This window comes from Rhizobium sp. NLR16a (assembly GCF_017948245.1).
In the GTDB taxonomy this organism is placed as follows: domain Bacteria; phylum Pseudomonadota; class Alphaproteobacteria; order Rhizobiales; family Rhizobiaceae; genus Rhizobium.
The window spans coordinates 3,954,825-3,970,243 of sequence record NZ_CP072865.1; the positions used below are offsets into that span (position 1 = coordinate 3,954,825).

Here is a 15,419-nt window from a genome sequence, read left to right on the forward strand (position 1 = left end):
CATGATAGTTCGTTTGCTTAAATCTCTGTACGGCGCGGCAACGGTGATTTTTCTGCTGGCCCCGCTTTTGGCGATCCTTCCGATCGCATTTACCTCCAGCAGTTTCCTGGCCTATCCCATCCCTTCTTTTTCGACCCGCTGGTTTGCGGAACTCGCAAACGAGGACGCCTGGCGCCGGTCCATCGTCAACAGCCTGCTGATCGGTACGGGGACCACTCTGCTTTCAACCGTGCTCGGCATGCTGGCCTCGCTTGCGCTGCGCAGGCGCATTGTCTTCGGCTCAACGCTGCGGACAATGTTCCTTCTGCCGATGGTCGTTCCAGCGGTCGTGCTCGGCGTCGGGCTTCAAATCCTATTTGCCAAGCTCGGATTTCCGAATACCTTTGCGGCCGTCATCATAGCGCATACCGTTGTCGCCGTCCCCTTCGTGCTGATCAGCATTACCGCATCGCTTGAAGGTATCGACTATCGTGTCGAGCGGGCGGCGACGAGCCTGGGGGCTTCCCCGGCAAAGGTCTTCTGGAAAGTGACGCTGCCGCTCGCCATGCCGGGCGTGCTGTCGGGCGCGGTGCTTGCTTTTGCCACCTCGCTTGATGAAGTCGTGCTGACATTGTTTGTTGCCGGCCCAAATCAGTTGACGCTCGCGCGCCAGATGTTCTCGTCGATTCGCGAAAACATCAGCCCGGCCATCGTCGCTGCGGCATTTCTCTTCATCCTCGGAACGGTCTTTCTCGGAGGCCTGCTGGCCGTCGTGCACAAACGCGCCGCCCGTTCCACAATCGTGGGATGATCCGGGGCTATGGAGTGCAGCGCCTCACGTCGAGCCGTGATGGCGCTGCTCATGCCGATCAATCGCCCTCGCTCCGTCCGGAAACGATCTCGCGCTTGCCGACATGGTTTGCTGGGCCGACGAGACCTTCCTTCTCCATGCGCTCGACGAGCGAAGCGGCTCTGTTGTAACCGATGCCGAGGCGGCGCTGGATATAGGAGGTCGAGCACTTCTTGTCGCGCATGACGACCTTGACGGCCTGCTCGTAAAGCTCATTGCCATCCTCCGAAGCCATGGCGCTCTTGTCGAAAACGGCGCCGGCGTCTTCCTCTTCCGGCTCTTCCTCCTCGTCGGCCGTCACGGTGTCGAGATATTCGGGGCGCCCCTGCGTCTTCAGGTGCGCAACGACTTTCTCCACTTCGGCATCGGAGACGAAGGGACCGTGGACGCGGGCGATGCGTCCGCCGCCCTGCATATGCAGCATGTCGCCCTGGCCGAGCAGCTGTTCGGCGCCCTGCTCGCCGAGGATGGTGCGGCTGTCGATCTTCGAGGTGACCTGGAAGGAGATGCGGGTCGGGAAATTCGCCTTGATCGTGCCGGTGATGACATCGACCGACGGGCGCTGGGTCGCCATGATCAGATGAATGCCCGCGGCACGCGCCATCTGCGCCAGACGCTGGATCGCGCCCTCGATCTCTTTGCCGGCGACCATCATCAGATCGGCCATTTCGTCGACGATCACGACGATATAGGGCATCGGCGCAAGATCCAGCTCTTGGCTTTCCTCGATCGGCGCGCCGGTCTGCCGGTCGAAGCCGACCTGGACCATGATGTGGATGGTCTCGCCCTTTTCGCGCGCCTGGGAGACGCGGCCATTGTAACCGTCGATGTTGCGCACGCCGAGGCGCGACATCTTGCGATAACGCTCCTCCATTTCGCGCACGGCCCATTTCAGCGCCATGACCGCCTTCTTCGGATCGGTGACGACGGGCGTCAGCAGATGCGGAATGCCGTCATAGACGGAAAGCTCAAGCATCTTCGGGTCGACCATGATCAGTCTGCATTGCTCCGGCGTCATGCGGTAGAGCAGCGACAGGATCATCGTGTTGATGGCGACCGATTTGCCCGAGCCGGTGGTGCCGGCGACGAGCAGGTGCGGCATCTTCGCGAGCTCGGCGATCACAGGCTCACCGCCGATGGTCTTGCCGAGTCCGAGCGCCAGCTTATAGCCGCTCTTGTCGAAATCCTGGCTCTCGATCATCTCGCGGAAATAAACTGTTTCACGGGTGACATTCGGCAGCTCGATGCCGATGACGTTGCGGCCGGGAACGACGGCGACGCGAGCCGACAGCGCCGACATCGAGCGGGCGATATCATCGGCCAGGCCGATGACCCGCGACGACTTCACGCCGGGCGCCGGTTCGAATTCATAAAGGGTGACGACGGGGCCGGGGCGGACATGAATGATCTCTCCCTTGATGCCGAAATCCTCAAGCACGCTTTCCAGAAGGCCGGCATTCTGCTCCAGCGTCTCCTGCGACATGATCTCGCCGAGACGTTCAGGCGGCTCCTGCAAAAGAGCGCGCGGCGGGAATTCATAACCCGATGCATCGATCTTTTCAGGCCTCGCCGCAAGGCGCGGCGACGGCAGGACTGCGGCGACCGGGGGCGTAGGCCGAGACACGGGGGCGGCCTGGGGCACGAGGGCAGCCTGAGACTCTGGGGCGGCCTGAGGCACCGGCGTGACCTGAGGCATCGGCGCAGTCTGGGGCGCGGCCTGCGGCGCCGGTGCAGTCGCCGCCTCGCGGGTACGGACGGGCCTTTCCAGGGAAATGGCCGCCGGCGGGCGCGGAGCTATCGGCGCGGGCGCTGCAGCCGGCGGCTGGACCGGTCGGGACGCCGCCTGAGTGGGCTTCGGCGCGCCCGGGCGCCATTCCATGATGCGAAACAGCGAGGTAATTGATTCGGGTGCGGTCTCGATCTTCGGAAGAATGATCGAGGGCGCGCGCACCGGTTCGCCCTCCTCGAAGGCCATGACTTCCCAGAAGGCAAAATCGGAAATCGAAGACAGTTCGGAAGCGACGCGCAGGGTAGGAGCCTCCAGCGCGGCGGCCGGCGGCTGCGGCGTCTCGGTCGCCTGAGCCGGTGCTGCGGCAGCTTCAGCGGGCTCCGGCAGGTAGATATCGAAGGGCACCTCTAGCGTGACCGGTTCTATCCGTATCGCCTGCTGTTCCGCTTCCGGTTCGCTGCGAACGGGGTCGTTCGACGGGCGGCGGCGGCTGATCAGCGTTTCGGGCGTGCGGGTGAAGCGAACATTCGGCGCGAGCGAGAAGTTGCTCTGCCAGATCGGCGCCGGCGGCCTCTCGCCTGGATTTTCCTCCGGAAGCTCCGTTTCAATGCCGCTGGAAAAATCTGCGGCATCCGTCAAATTGGTTCTGGGAAAACGCATGCGTCCGCTACTCACTCATGCCTAACAAATTACGACCCTACCGGGATAGAAAAGGAAGGTTAATAAGTTCCTTCCAGCCGTATCGTTCCGATACGAACCAGGAAAGCACATCGTCGTGAATTCAATAAGTTAGGGGAAGCGGAAAAATCTTTTTCGTTTTGGGGAGGCGGTTAATGCGCCTCGTCCCAATTGCTGGCGGCGCGAGCATCGACCTTGAGCGGCACGCGCATTTCGAGCGCCGGCATCGTGGCGTTTTCCATGACGGAGACAATGACCGGCATCGCCTTTTCGACGTCCTCGTCCTCGACCTCGAAAATCAGCTCGTCATGCACCTGCAGCAGCATGCGCACACGCTCGGCAAGACCGGCTTCGGCCAGCGCCGGCTCCATCTTGATCATCGCCCGGCGGATGACGTCGGCAGCAGAGCCCTGGATCGGCGCGTTGATCGCCGCCCGTTCGTTGAAGGCGCGCACCGAAGGGTTGGAGGAGCGGATTTCGGGATAGTTGATGCGGCGGCCGAAGATCGTTTCGACATAACCCTTGTCGCGGGCCATCGCCTTGCGGCTTTCCATATAGTCGCGGATGCCGGGGAAGCGCTCGAAATATTTCTTGATGTAGTCGCCGGCTTCCGAGCGCTCGATCGAAAGCTGGTTGGCGAGGCCGAAAGCGGAGATGCCGTAGATGATGCCGAAATTGATCGCCTTGGCGCGGCGGCGCACCTCACCCGGCATGCCTTCGACCGGCACGCCGAACATTTCCGAGGCCGTCATGGCGTGAATGTCGACGCCATCCTCGAAGGCCTTGGTCAGCTGCGGGATCTCGGCCACATGGGCGAGCACCCGCAGTTCGATCTGGCTGTAGTCGGCGGAGATCAGCTTGTGACCCGGCGTCGAGATGAAGGCGGTGCGGATCCTGCGGCCCTCTGCGGTGCGCACCGGAATGTTCTGCAGGTTCGGTTCGGACGAGGACAGGCGCCCCGTGGTCGTCGAAGCCAGCGAATAGGAGGTGTGGACCCGCCTGGTTTCCGGATGGACATAGCCCGGAAGCGCGTCGGTATAGGTGGATTTCAGCTTGGTGAGCTGGCGCCAGTCGACGATCTTGCGCGGCAGCTCGAAACCGGCGGCGGCGAGGTCCTCGAGCACTGAGGCGGAGGTCGACCATTGTCCGGTCTTCGTCTTGCTGCCGCCGGCAAGTCCCATCTTGCCGAACAGGATGTCGCCCAGCTGCTTCGGCGAACCGATGTTGAAACGCTCGCCGGCGAGCTGGTAGATCTCGTCTTCCAGGCGCGCCGCACCCTGAGCCAGTTCGCCTGACAGCCGCGACAGGATCTGCCGGTCGACGGTGATGCCGCGCGCTTCCATACGCGCCAGCACCGGCAGCAGCGGCCGCTCCAGCCGCTCGTAGACGCTGGTCAGCCCCGTCGCCGCCAGCCGCGGCTTCAACACCAGCCACAGGCGCAGCGTCACGTCGGCGTCTTCAGCGGCATAATGGGTGGCGCGGTCGATATCGACCAGATCGAAGGTGACGTTCGCCTTGCCGCTGCCCGCCACATCCTTGTAGGGGATCGGCGTATGGCCGAGGAATTTTTCCGAGAGCGGATCCATGCCGTGAGCGCCGGTGCCGGCGTCGAGCACATACGAGATCAGCATCGTGTCGTCGAAACTCTTCGTCTCGATGCCGTAGCGCTTCATCAAGAGGTAGTCGTATTTCAGGTTCTGGGCGATCTTGAGGACCGATTCGTCCTCCAGCAATGCCTTCAGCCGCGGCAAGGCGTCACCCATGGGAATCTGGTTGTCGGCCAGGCCGCCGCCGAGCAGATCGCCGACGCCGTTCTTGTGGGCAAGCGGCACATAGGCGGCGCGAATCTTCGTTCCAGTGGGATCGCTGACATTGTCGGCGATCGCCATCGCAAAACCGACAAGCTCGGCCTGCATCGCATCCAGCGACGTGGTCTCGGTATCGAAAGCCACGAGGCCGGTGTCGCGCGCATCGGCGATCCATCGGTCGAGCGCCGCCAGATCGCGGATCGTCTCATAGGTCGAATGATCGAAAGGCAGCGCCGCAAAAGCCTCGGCCCGCGCTTTGGCTAGATCCGCCGGCGAAAAAGCGCCTTCGACACCGCTCTTTGCCTTCGCGCGCGGCGGCACGGGCACCGATTCGCCCGAAACGTCGGGGATGCCGCCGGCAACGGGCTCCGGCTCGGCCGCATCGAGATCGGGACCATGGGCCGCCTTACCCCATTCGATAGGGACGACCGCCGGTTCGATCGCGCTCGCATCGCAATCGCAGACTTCGGCGACGCGTCGGGTCAGCGACGTGAATTCCATCGTCTTCAGGAAGCCGATGAGCTTCGGGCCATTCTGCGGTTCCAGCACCAGCGCGTCGAGATCGAGATCAAGCGGCACGTCGGTGCGCAGCCGCACGAGTTCGCGCGAAAGCCGCGCCATCTCGATATTGGCAAGGATCGTCTCGCGGCGTTTGACCTGCTTGATCTCGGTGGCGCGATCGAGCAGCGTGTCGAGATCGCCATATTCCTCAAGGAGCTGGGCAGCCGTTTTCGGGCCGATGCCGGGAATGCCGGGAACATTGTCGACGGAGTCACCGGTCATCGCCTGCAGGTCGATCATCTTTTCCGGCGGCACGCCCCATTTCTCGACGACATCGGGAATGCCGATCTGCTTGTCCTTCATGCTGTCGTACATGTGGACATTTGAGGTGACGAGCTGCATCAGATCCTTGTCGGAGGAAACGATGGTGACATCGGCGCCCGCCGCCTCGGCCTGGCGGGCGTAGGTGGCGATGATATCGTCGGCCTCGAAGCCTTCGGTCTCGATGCAGGGCAGGTTGAAGGCGCGGGTCGCCTCTCTTATCAGGCCGAATTGCGGGATGAGCTCTTCCGGCGGGGCCGAGCGGTTCGCCTTGTAGGCGTCATAGAGATCCTTACGAAAGGTCTTGGCGGAATAGTCGAAAATGACGGCAAGATGGGTCGGCGTTACGCCGACATCGGTGTTGCGCGCATCCCTCAAGAGCTTCCACAGCATGTTGCAGAAACCGGAAACGGCGCCGACCGGCAGACCGTCGGTCTTGCGTGTCAGCGGCGGCAATGCGTGAAACGCCCGGAAGATGAAGCCGGAACCGTCGACTAGGAAGAGATGATCGCCTTTTTTCATGCGTGCATGGATAGCGCGGGCAGGAAACCAGGTCCATATAAAGTTCGGTGCACCAGGAGCGGAACGGATTTCCGCTCACCAAACTGTTACCAATTTGTAACGTACCGTGACCCTTGAAAAACCACATTCGTAGCCACAAATCCATATCACCGGCGCTTGATCGCGTCGCGGGTCTGATTACCGGCTTGTCCCCCGCCGCATCAGGCTTGGACAAAGGCCTTATCCCCCTCTCCGGGCCTTTGTCCCCATTTTAAAGTCGCCATGGCCAACCTCCAGGTCATGGCGACTTTTATTTTCCAGGTCCGCGCAGTTCCGGCTTACATTTTTTGCAGCATCCTCTGCGATTTGCTGCATTGTCTCCGGCACGGTTTTGAGCCTAACTTGCAATCATGGGATTTAACCGCATGGATTCGGGAGCTTACCTTGCCAGCCAGCTGGCGAAGGGTTTTGCCCGCTCGCTGCACCAGCGCGCGGTAGGGCTCGGTTTCTCTCCCGGCCAGTTTCCCATCCTGCTGGAACTCTGGGCCGAGGATGGGCTGACCCAGAAACAGCTTCTCGACCGAGTTGCTATCGAGCAGGCGACCATGGCCAACACGCTTTCGCGCATGGTCCGCGACGGGCTGATCGAACGCCGGCCGCATCCGTCCGACAAGCGGGCGCAGCTGATTTTCCTGACGCCGAAGGCCCGTGCCATGGAGGCTGAGGCGATCGAGACCGCGCGTGAGGCGGACCTGGCGCTGTTCAAAGGCTTTCGCGGATTCGAGCGCGAGCTGACGCTCGAATATATCCGCCGGCTGCTGGAAAACGCCAAGGCGCTCTGACCGGGACTACTCGCAGGCAAGACGCGTAGGTCGCCGCCACGGTGTTGACAGCGCGTCGGAGTCGGCCGTCGAGGACAGAAGACTTTTGCGGGCGGCGAGCTTGATGCTCGGCTCGATATCCGGCTTGCCGAGCAAAAAGCCCTGTACCTGGGCGCAGCCTTCTTCGACGACGATCTGGCGCTGCGTCTCGGTTTCGACGCCCTCCGTTACGACAGGCATGCCGAGGCTGTGGCCGAGACCGATGATTGCGCGCACGATCGAACGTGACGCAGCGTCATGTTCCAGCATGCCGGTGAAGCTGCGGTCGACCTTGATCTTGTCGAACGGGAAGGTTCGCAGGTTGGAAAGCGAGGAAAAACCGGTGCCGAAGTCGTCCATGACGATGTGAACACCCAGACTGCGCAGGCGCTGCAGCGTGGCCATCACCCGATCGCGGTCACGGATGAGAGCGGCTTCGGTGATTTCGATTTCCAGCCGGTCGGGCGCGAGCCCCGTTTCCTCGAGGATTGCCTCGATCCGCTCGCAAAGGTTCGGCAGCATGAACTGCACCGGCGAGACATTGACGGCGATCGTCAGCGGATGCGGCCAGCGCGCAGCCTCTGTACAGGCCTCGCGCAGCACCCATTCGCCGAGCTGGACGATCGATCCGCTTTCCTCGGCGATTGGAATGAAGACATCCGGCTCGCTGATGCCGTGCCCCGGCCGGTTCCAGCGCATCAAGGCCTCATAACCGCTGATCTCGCCGCTAAGCGCACCGTAAATCGGCTGATAGCAGACATGGATCTGATTGCGGGTGATGGCGTGGCGCAGTTCGCTTTCGATTTGGCGGCGGGCTCGCGTGGCCTCGTCCATTTCCGCATCGAAGAAACAGGCCTTTCCGCGGCCGCCGTGTTTGACCCGATAGAGTGCGATATCGGCATTGTTGCAGATCTCGTCGACATCACGTCCGTCGGCCGGGTAAAGGGCGATGCCGAGGCTGACGCCGACGGCGGTGGGGTCGCGCGCCGTATCCATCTCGGCGGCGAATTCGTCGAGGATCGCGGCTGCGAGCTTCTGTGCGGCCGCCGGTTGCTGTCCGGCGGGCTGGATGATGGCAAATTCATCGCCACCGAGACGGGCGATCGTATCGCTTTCATCAGCGACGCGACGGAGAATCGAGGCGACCTTGCGGAGAATTCGGTCGCCCTCGGCATGGCCGAAAATATCGTTGACGCTCTTGAACCGATCGAGATCGATGTAGAAGAGAGCCACCTTGCTGCTCTTTCGTTCGGCCATCTGCAGCGCCTGGCGGATGCGCGTATCGAACAACGACCGGTTGGGAAGATCGGTCAGAACATCGTGGTGGGCGAGATGTTCTATCATCTCTTCGGCCTGCCTGCGCTCCGTCAGATCGCGCACCGCCAGCACGTCACAATTGTGACCGCGATAGACGATCCGGCTCGTATTCACTTCGACGGCGATCTCCTTGCCGCTGCTGGTGCTGAGCAAGGTCTCGCCGGGCCTGTTCTGCCCCTGGATGACGGTCAAGGCAGCGGACGCCGCCTTGCCGGCAAGATCGGCAAGCTTCCAGCCGGAAAGAGCCTGGAAGCGTTCATTGGCATCGATGATCCTGCCATCGCGCAGGATCAGCAATCCTTCCTGTGAGGCATTGGCGAGCCCTCTCAGATCCGTCAGATGGCTTTCGATAAAGACCACCGCGATAGCGGTCAGAATGAGAGCGGTCGCCGCTACCACCACGATCGCCGCCAGCAGACTGGTATCGAGCACCATCGCCGGAACCTCTTTGCCGGGATCCGGCACGAGCGTGATGCTTGCCATCGAAATGAAGTGGAGAGCGCAGATTGCAAGGACGAAGGTGACGGACGAGGTGAGGAGCCGCCTCGGGCCCCTCCACCGGAAGAAGGCGTGGAAGGCAGCGCTCGACAGCAGCGCCCCCGCCAGAACCGCACTCAGCGTCATGTAGGGATCATAGACGATTACCGCCTGTGTCTCGATCGCCTGCATACCGGTCAGGTGCATCGAGGCGATGCCGAGCGCCATCAGGACGCCGCCGCGGATGCGCGAAAACCTGCCGCGGCTCTCCGAAGCGACGACGATCGCCGCCCACGAACCGGCAACCGACAGGAGGAAGGAAAGCGCCGTCAGCCCCAGTTGGTAGCTGATCGGCATGCCGCCGTCATAGGCCAGCATCGCGATGAAGTGCGTTGCCCATACGCCGGTGCCGAAGGCGAAAGCCGAGGCGCCGATCCAGAGCTTGCGGCGCCCGGCATCGCATTCTTGAGCGCGCGAAAGCGGCAGCATTGCTGCCATCGCGCCGACCAGACAAACCGCGGCGGCCGCAAGTACCAGCCGCCAATCATGATCGTCCCGAATACATGTAATGACCGAAAACATCCGTCCCCCCGAACAGCTGAATTCAGTCAGATTATTTAGGTTGTACTAAATAACTGTAAATTGAATTAGAAGCTTCTTCTATATTAACCGGCAATCTTCTTGCACCCCGATCCGGATATGGCCGCGTTCGCGCCGCCCATTTTGCTTTTCCGCCTCGCCTGCCTTCCTCGTTTGGTCTATCGTCCGGCCAAATTTCAAAAAGGAGTCGACAATGGCGGATCTACAACAGGTGCTTGCGCGCGCGGATCACAACCTTTCCTCAAGCCTCGAAAAGCTGTTCGAGCTTCTGCGCATCCAGTCGATTTCCACCGATCCCGTCTACAAGGCCGAATGCCGAAAGGCAGCCGAATGGCTGGTCGCCTATCTCGAAGGCCTTGGCTTTACCGCCTCGGTGCGTGACACTCCGGGCCATCCGATGGTGGTCGCCCACCATGGCGGCGCTTCCGCCGACGCGCCGCATGTGCTTTTCTACGGCCATTATGACGTGCAGCCGGTCGACCCGATCGAGCTCTGGGAAAACGATCCCTTCGAGCCATCGATCAAGGATGTCGGCGATGGCCGCAAGATCCTGACCGGGCGCGGCACCTCCGACGACAAGGGCCAGTTGATGACCTTCGTCGAAGCCTGCCGCGCCTATAAGGAGATCAACGGCGCACTTCCCTGCCGCATCACCATTCTGTTCGAGGGTGAGGAGGAATCGGGCTCACCGTCCTTGAAGCCTTTCCTCGAAGCAAACGCCTCCGAACTCAAGGCCGATTATGCGCTTGTCTGCGATACCGGCATGTGGGACCGCGATACGCCGGCAATCGCCGCGGCACTGCGCGGCCTCGTCGGCGAGGAGGTGGTCGTGACGGCCGCCGACCGCGACCTGCATTCCGGCCTCTTCGGCGGTGCTGCGGCCAATCCGATCCATATTCTCGTCGAGGCGCTTGCCGGCCTGCATGACGAGACGGGCCGCATCACGCTCGACGGTTTCTACGACGGCGTCGAGGAAACGCCCGACAACATCAAGGCGTCATGGGAGACGCTCGGCAAGACGGCCGAGAGCTTCCTCGGTGAAGTCGGCCTTTCCATTCCCTCCGGCGAAAAGGGCCGGTCGGTGCTGGAACTCACCTGGGCAAGGCCGACGGCCGAAGTCAACGGCATCTGGGGCGGATATACCGGCGAAGGCTTCAAGACGGTCATCGCCGCCAAGGCCTCGGCAAAGGTTTCGTTCCGGCTCGTCGGTACCCAGGATCCGGCTGCTATCCGCGAAGCTTTCCGCAGCTATGTCAGGTCGAAAATTCCGGCCGACTGCTCGGTGGAATTCCATCCGCATGGCGGCTCGCCGGCGATTCGTCTCTCCTATGATTCGCCTGTTCTGACCAAGGCGAAGACGGCGCTTTCCGACGAATGGCCGAAACCTGCCATCGTCATCGGCATGGGCGGCTCGATCCCGATCGTCGGCGATTTCCAGAAGATGCTCGGCATGGAATCACTGCTCGTCGGTTTCGGTCTCAGCGACGACCGCATCCATTCGCCGAACGAGAAATACGAGCTTGTTTCCTATCACAAGGGCATCCGCTCCTGGGTGCGTATCCTTCAGGCACTGGCCGGCTGAAGGGCAATGGCGTGCCTGACCAGGAAAACAAAAACAAAAGGCCGGCCGCCCGGCCTTTCGTCATCCGCTCGGCTCGGTGCCAGTTCATCCGTGGTCAAGGAGCAAGCAGGTATTGACGCCAGATTGCAGCCGCAAGGTTAACAGAGCGTTAACGCTTCGAACGCAACCGATTTCCGGGACGAGCATGAGAGCACAAATCTCCCCCGTTCAAGCTACGTTCATCGCGCTCAATCTATAAAGCATTGAAAGACAAGCGAATGATGACGCCCTAACAAATGCCGGCGATCGCTCTATCTTTTGTTCCAGATGGCATATGCCAAGGAAACGCAGCCGAGTGCTGCCTGAAAACACGCCAACGAGGAGTAAGAAGCGTGAAAAACCTGATCGTCAAGATAGCCGGGGCCGCGCTGCTGTTGCTGGCTCCGGCAATCGCGCAGGCCGCCGAGGGTTACTCGACGGCAAACGTCAATATGCGTGCGGGTCCGAGCACCCGGTATCCCGCCGTCGCCGTCATACCCGCCGGATCATCGGTCGAAATTCGCGGCTGCCTTTCCAACGTCAACTGGTGTGACGTCGAGTTCTATGGCGGCCGCGGCTGGGTCTCGGGCCAGTACGTGCAGGCAGTCTACCAGCAACGCCGCGTCTATGTCGGGCCGGAATATTATCGCCCGCTGGGCATTCCAATGGTCACCTTCAGCGTCGGCAATTATTGGGACCGTTACTACCGCCATCGCGATTTCTATCGCGAGCGCGACCGCTGGAGCCGCGGCCCCGACTATTATTACCGCAACCGCGACGGCGATTATTACCGCAACCGCGACGGCGATTATTACCGTGACCGCGATCGCGGTTATTATTCCCGCGACCGCGACTACCGGGAACGCAACCGGGACTGGCGCGACGATGATCGCAGAGAGGAAGTCCGCCGGCCCGAGCGTCGGAAAACCGACACGGATTTCCGTGACCTGCCGCAGTTCAGAGGTGGTAAGGCCGACACCCACAATCGTCCGGATCCAAGGGCTTCGCCTTTCGTCTGCCGTCCGGGCGATCCCGCCTGCGACTGAAACATTGAGGGCGGCAGCGATGCCGCCCTTTCTGCGTCACGGGGTGCTTTTGCGAAAATCGAGCTAAGAAAGAGCCCGGCGCTCCTTGGGGGGATGCACCGGGCCTGATGTCGATCGGCGCGCGTTGAGGGGAGACGGCCGATCAATCGCGGGACGTGAGGGGCTGTCCCGCTTCCCTATAAACAATCGTCGAGCCTATTGGTTCCGCTCGCCGCATAATTCCTTAAACCGGAAATCCTGTTTGCTCGGCCGGCGCAACGCGTCCCTATCTCTCTGGTCATGACCATGCGGCTTCGACAATGCGCCGGGCGCTTGTCGGCCTTTAACACCCCGTTAAATCGCCGCAATTACAGTTCACTCGGATGATCGCGTCGCCCGCTGCATAGTTCCTTAAATCGAAACCAGTTTAAGGAAAAAATTATGCAGCACTTCAAAGTGCTACAGCGTCCTTCGCGCGTCTAAAGACACGCCCGGCGCTGTAATAGGGGCGCCGTTATGCGAAGTGGGCTTCGCGATCGAACAGGGGATGCGACCGGTCCGCGATGGCAGGCAGAGGCAAATCAGGCGACAGAATCGAACCGTCCTTCAGCGGCCGCCCGGCCCGCGAAGATGATGAATTTTCGCTCGACGCCGATGACCGCGTCATCGGAAGTGGATCCGTGCGCCGCGGCGGCTCCAAGCCGCCGCCGCAGCGTGCCGCCCGCCAGCGGCGGCGCGAGCCGCGGGAGCGTGAGGGCGGCGGCCTTTTCGGCTTCTTGCGCCGCGTGGTCTATTGGTGCGTCGTGCTTTTCATCTGGGCCGGCATCGGCATTGCCGGGCTCGTCCTCTACTACGGCTCGCGCATGCCGAGCGCCAGCACATGGGCGATTCCCGAGCGGCCGCCGAACGTCAAGATCACCGCCGTCGACGGCAGCGTCATTGCCAATCGCGGCGCCACCGGCGGCGAGGCGCTGTCGCTGGAAAACATGTCGCCCTATATTCCGGAGGCCGTCATCGCGATCGAGGACCGGCGCTTCTATTCGCATTTCGGCGTCGATCCGCTCGGCCTCGGCCGGGCGATCGTCACCAACTTCACGGCCGGCCACATGGTGCAGGGCGGCTCGACGCTGACCCAGCAGCTTGCCAAGAACCTCTTCCTCTCTCCCGAGAGAACACTGGAGCGCAAGGTGCAGGAGGTTCTGCTCGCGCTGTGGCTGGAGCAGAAATATACCAAGGACCAGATCCTTGCGATGTATCTCAACCGGGTGTTCTTCGGATCGAACGCCTATGGCGTCGAGGCAGCGTCGAGGCGCTATTTCAACAAATCGGCGCGGGATGTGAACCTCGGCGAGGCAGCAGTGCTGGCAGGCCTGCTCAAGGCGCCGTCGCGGCTTTCGCCGGCCCGCGACGCGGAAGCGGCGAATGCGCGCGCCCAGCTCGTGCTCGCGGCCATGCGCGAGCAGGGTTTCATCACCGATTCCGAGGTCAAGACAGCAATGTCGCAGACCCCGGCTTCGGCCAAGAGCTACTGGTCGGGCGCCGGGCATTACGTCGCCGACATGGTCATGGACGAGCTGCCGGGCCTGATCGGCGACGTCAAGGAAGACATCATCGTCGATACGACGATCGACAAATCGCTGGAGAAGAAGGCTGAGCAGTCGCTGGTCGACGTGCTCGACAAGGAGGGCGGCAAGCTCGACGCCTCGCAGGCGGCCCTGGTTTCGATCGACGGCACCGGGGCGATCCGGGCACTCGTCGGCGGCAGAGACTATGCGACGAGCCAGTTCAACCGCGCCGTCAAGGCCAAGCGTCAACCGGGATCTTCGTTCAAGCCCTTCGTCTATACCGCGGCGCTGGAAAAAGGGCTGACGCCTTTTTCGGTGTTCAACGACGCGCCGATCCGCATCGGCGACTGGACGCCGGAGAATTACGAAAAGAAATACAATGGCGAAGTGACGCTGGCGACCGCGCTCGCCAAGTCGCTGAACACGGTGGCCGCGCAGCTGGTGATGTATGACGGGCCGGATCAGGTGATCAAGCTCGCCCACCGGCTCGGGATCGAAAGCGAGCTGCAGCCGAACGCCTCGATTGCGCTCGGGACGTCCGAAGTGTCGTTGATGGAATTGACCGCCTCCTATGCCGCCTTCATGAACGGCGGCTACAAGGCGACGCCGCACGTCATCCGCCGGGTGACGACCGCCGAGGGCAAGGTTCTCTACGAAAATACTTATGACAGTCCGCCGCGCGTGCTTTCCGAGCAGATCGCCGCGCAAATGGATACGATGATGATGGGCGTCATCGAGAACGGCACCGGCAAGAGTGCTAAGATTCCCGGCTGGCAGGCGGCGGGCAAGACCGGCACGACGCAGAATTCGCGCGACGCGCTGTTCGTCGGCTTCACCAGCAATCTCACGACAGGCGTCTGGTTCGGCAATGACGACGGCAAACCAATGAAAAAGGTGACCGGCGGCGGTCTTCCTGCCAAGGCCTGGAAGGAATTCATGATCGCCGCCCACAAGGGTCTTTCGCCGGCACCGCTCTTCGGCAACGGCCAGCTGATCGACAATCCGAACAGCGGTCAGCCGATGGCGCAGGCAACGCCCGACGGCGGGCAGCCGGTCACGGCCGAAGTGCCGCCGCCAACGACGATCGGCGGCATCATTTCCGGCGTCTTCGGCGGCGGCGAGAATGCCGAGCGTTATCCGCAGGCGCCTGTCCGGCAACCGCGGGCAAGCCCCGGAAACGGCCCTGTTCCTCCTGCAGACGTTGCCGAAGGCGGCGGTTCAAGCTACGACGGCATCGTGCCGCCCGGCGATGTCGGTGGGCCGCAGACGACCTCGTCGGTGCAGCCTCGGCGCACGACTCTGCTCGATCTGATCATGGGTCAATGAGATTCCGTGCTGCATGCCCGGCGCAGGCCACATTTCCTAGAAATCGCACGCTTCCGGGGGATCGGGCGGCCTCTTTCCCGGCTGCTGCGAAAATTGAAGGCAACACATTCGTTTTGCTGGATTCCGGGCTATTTCCCGCCTTGCAGTCCAGAAAACCGCTCCTTATATACGCCGCATCACCGCAATCACGATTGCGTAATCTCAAATAGACCCATCCCGTAAGGGGCTGTCAGGGAAATGCCTTCTGGGGGTTCCGACAGCTTGCTTCAAGGAGAGAATGAC

The 15,419-nt window shown here is 61.9% G+C and carries 8 protein-coding genes; 5 read left to right on the forward strand and 3 right to left on the reverse strand.

The annotated features are described in order from the left end of the window. Position 1: 1 nt before the first annotated feature. Complete coding sequence (locus J7U39_RS19225) at positions 2-790, forward strand: ABC transporter permease (RefSeq protein ID WP_210629623.1); 789 nt, start codon at positions 2-4, stop codon at positions 788-790. Positions 791-848: 58 nt separating this feature from the next. On the opposite strand, the gene J7U39_RS19230 is transcribed toward J7U39_RS19225, so the two are convergent. Beyond that, on the reverse strand, positions 849-3,218 hold the full coding sequence (locus tag J7U39_RS19230) for a DNA translocase FtsK (RefSeq protein ID WP_210629624.1): 2,370 nt from the start codon (positions 3,216-3,218) through the stop codon (positions 849-851). 170 nt (positions 3,219-3,388) lie between these two features. Then, on the reverse strand, positions 3,389-6,388 hold the full coding sequence (polA, locus tag J7U39_RS19235) for a DNA polymerase I (RefSeq protein ID WP_210629625.1): 3,000 nt from the start codon (positions 6,386-6,388) through the stop codon (positions 3,389-3,391). Positions 6,389-6,792: 404 nt separating this feature from the next. Here polA and J7U39_RS19240 point away from each other — a divergent pair, with 404 nt between their 5' ends. Continuing rightward, the gene (locus J7U39_RS19240) at positions 6,793-7,209 is read left to right on the forward strand and encodes a MarR family transcriptional regulator (protein WP_011423544.1); all 417 of its coding nucleotides are present in this window, start codon (positions 6,793-6,795) and stop codon (positions 7,207-7,209) included. A gap of 6 nt (positions 7,210-7,215) precedes the next feature. Here J7U39_RS19240 and J7U39_RS19245 read toward each other — a convergent pair whose 3' ends face one another. Beyond that, positions 7,216-9,603 carry an EAL domain-containing protein gene (locus J7U39_RS19245; RefSeq protein ID WP_210629626.1) on the reverse strand — a complete coding sequence of 796 codons (2,388 nt, stop codon included), beginning with the start codon at positions 9,601-9,603 and terminating at the stop codon, positions 7,216-7,218. Between the two features lie 211 nt (positions 9,604-9,814). On the opposite strand from J7U39_RS19245, the gene J7U39_RS19250 reads away from it, so the two are divergent. From J7U39_RS19250 to J7U39_RS19260, 3 genes are all read left to right on the forward strand, one after another. Continuing rightward, the gene (locus J7U39_RS19250; protein WP_210629627.1) at positions 9,815-11,203 is read left to right on the forward strand and encodes a M20/M25/M40 family metallo-hydrolase; all 1,389 of its coding nucleotides are present in this window, start codon (positions 9,815-9,817) and stop codon (positions 11,201-11,203) included. A 371-nt stretch (positions 11,204-11,574) separates the two neighbouring features. Beyond that, complete coding sequence (locus tag J7U39_RS19255) at positions 11,575-12,267, forward strand: SH3 domain-containing protein (protein ID WP_210629628.1); 693 nt, start codon at positions 11,575-11,577, stop codon at positions 12,265-12,267. 542 nt (positions 12,268-12,809) lie between these two features. Continuing rightward, entirely contained in the window at positions 12,810-15,137 is a 2,328-nt protein-coding gene (locus tag J7U39_RS19260; RefSeq protein ID WP_210629629.1) for a transglycosylase domain-containing protein, read from the forward strand. The last annotated feature ends 282 nt before the right edge of the window (positions 15,138-15,419 follow it).

Bases quoted from the DNA above. Each gene is read 5' to 3' on its own strand.
- J7U39_RS19225 (WP_210629623.1), top strand. From the start codon at position 2: ATGATAGTTCGTTTGCTTAAATCTCTGTACGGCGCGGCAACGGTGATT.
- J7U39_RS19230 (WP_210629624.1), bottom strand. From the start codon at position 3,218: ATGCGTTTTCCCAGAACCAATTTGACGGATGCCGCAGATTTTTCCAGC.
- polA (WP_210629625.1), bottom strand. From the start codon at position 6,388: ATGAAAAAAGGCGATCATCTCTTCCTAGTCGACGGTTCCGGCTTCATC.
- J7U39_RS19240 (WP_011423544.1), top strand. From the start codon at position 6,793: ATGGATTCGGGAGCTTACCTTGCCAGCCAGCTGGCGAAGGGTTTTGCC.
- J7U39_RS19245 (WP_210629626.1), bottom strand. From the start codon at position 9,603: ATGTTTTCGGTCATTACATGTATTCGGGACGATCATGATTGGCGGCTG.
- J7U39_RS19250 (WP_210629627.1), top strand. From the start codon at position 9,815: ATGGCGGATCTACAACAGGTGCTTGCGCGCGCGGATCACAACCTTTCC.
- J7U39_RS19260 (WP_210629629.1), top strand. From the start codon at position 12,810: ATGGCAGGCAGAGGCAAATCAGGCGACAGAATCGAACCGTCCTTCAGC.